Consider the following 1,362-nt stretch of genomic DNA (forward strand, 5'->3'; position numbering starts at 1 on the left):
GCCGCTTCATGTGTCGCTGGAGCTCAGGCGTGTGCTCTTCCGTTCCGCGGGCAGCGGCGTCACGCCCACGCTCGCGACCTGCACGCGGGGGGCGGCGGGCGGCGGCGGGGCGACAGCGGCCATCTGGACAGGTGGCGCGGCTTCGCGCTGCTGGCGGAGCGCGAGCATCGTGCCGCCATCCATCCGGCGCGGGCCGGCGGGGATGTAGTGGCCGATCTCGGCGGCGGCGTAGACCTCGGCCGGCGCGCGGCGGTTCGGCTGGGCGCCGGTGATGCGCGGCCCGATGCGCGCGACGTAGTTGCGCGTCTCGTTCGGCAGGCCGCGACCGCCCCAGAGATAGTCCTCGAGCCGCCGCGGACCTGCATTGTAGGCGGCGAGGAAGGCGGGGTTGCCGTAGAGCTCGTACATCTCCCGCAGATAGGCCGCGCCCGCCTGGATGCTGTCATAAGGGTGATAGGGGTCGGGGCCGAGGTTGTAGCGCGCCTGGAGTTCCCGGTAGGTGCCGGGCATCACCTGCATAAGCCCCATGGCGCCGGCGTGGGAGGTGGCGTTGGCCCGCCCGCCGCTTTCCTGGCGCATCACTTCCCGGATCCAGAGTTCCGGGATGTCGAAGCGGCGCGAGGCGTCGCGGATCCAGGGCCCCCAGGGGTCGCCTGGCGGCCCGGGCGGGGAGGTGCTGTCGGGCCTGTTGTAGAAGGGCCCGTTCGAGGCGGTGCGCGTTCCGCTCGTGCTGCAGGCGGCCAGCATCGCGAGCATCGCCACCGCAAGCACGGCCTTCGCGCCGCCCCTGAAGGTTCCGGTCATTCCCCCTGGTCCCCATCCGACACCGTGACGGTCCCGCCCGTTTCAATGAAGTGGCCGGATCCCCCCCGGCCCCTTCGGGCGAGCCCGTCTCCGGGCATGAAACACGGTCGTGTGAAAGCTTGCGTAGGCCAGCCGAAGAGCCCGGGTCAAGTTCCGCGACGAGCCCCACGATGTTGTGGGTCGACCCGCGCCCCGAATCCCAGGATTCGATGGACCCATACTATTGTGGCGCGGCCGCGGCAGGCACATCACTTGTGCGATGCCCGGCCCCCGCCGCCGAAGGAGACAGGAAGCCATGCCCGACATCCGCCGCCTCGCGCCCCTCTGCGCCGTGCTCGCGCTCGGCGCCGGCCTCGCGGCCTGCGCGCCGGCCACCAACACGACGGTGGACCGCTATGCGCTCGGCACCTCGGGCTACGTCTCGTCGGGCACCATCGTGGGCATGCGCCCGGTCGCGGTCAGCGGGACGCGCAGCGGCGTCGGTGCCGGCGCCGGCGCGGTCGGCGGCGGGCTGATCGGCTCGACCATCGGCGGCGACTGGCGGGCGCGGACCGTGGG

At 72.7% G+C, this 1,362-nt stretch carries 1 protein-coding gene and 1 pseudogene; one reads left to right on the forward strand and one right to left on the reverse strand.

Translation table 11 applies throughout. The features are described 5' to 3' along the window. Positions 1–6: 6 nt before the first annotated feature. A complete protein-coding gene (locus HW577_RS25055) occupies positions 7–804 on the reverse strand; it encodes a lytic transglycosylase domain-containing protein (RefSeq protein ID WP_198378803.1) in 798 nt (265 codons plus the stop codon). A 295-nt stretch (positions 805–1,099) separates the two neighbouring features. Between HW577_RS25055 and HW577_RS25060 the strand changes: the two are divergent. Then, positions 1,100–1,362 (forward strand): annotated as a pseudogene (locus HW577_RS25060) (hypothetical protein); the annotation flags it as partial.

It is taken from the genome of Neoroseomonas rubea (assembly GCF_016106015.1).
In the GTDB taxonomy this organism is placed as follows: domain Bacteria; phylum Pseudomonadota; class Alphaproteobacteria; order Acetobacterales; family Acetobacteraceae; genus Neoroseomonas; species Neoroseomonas rubea.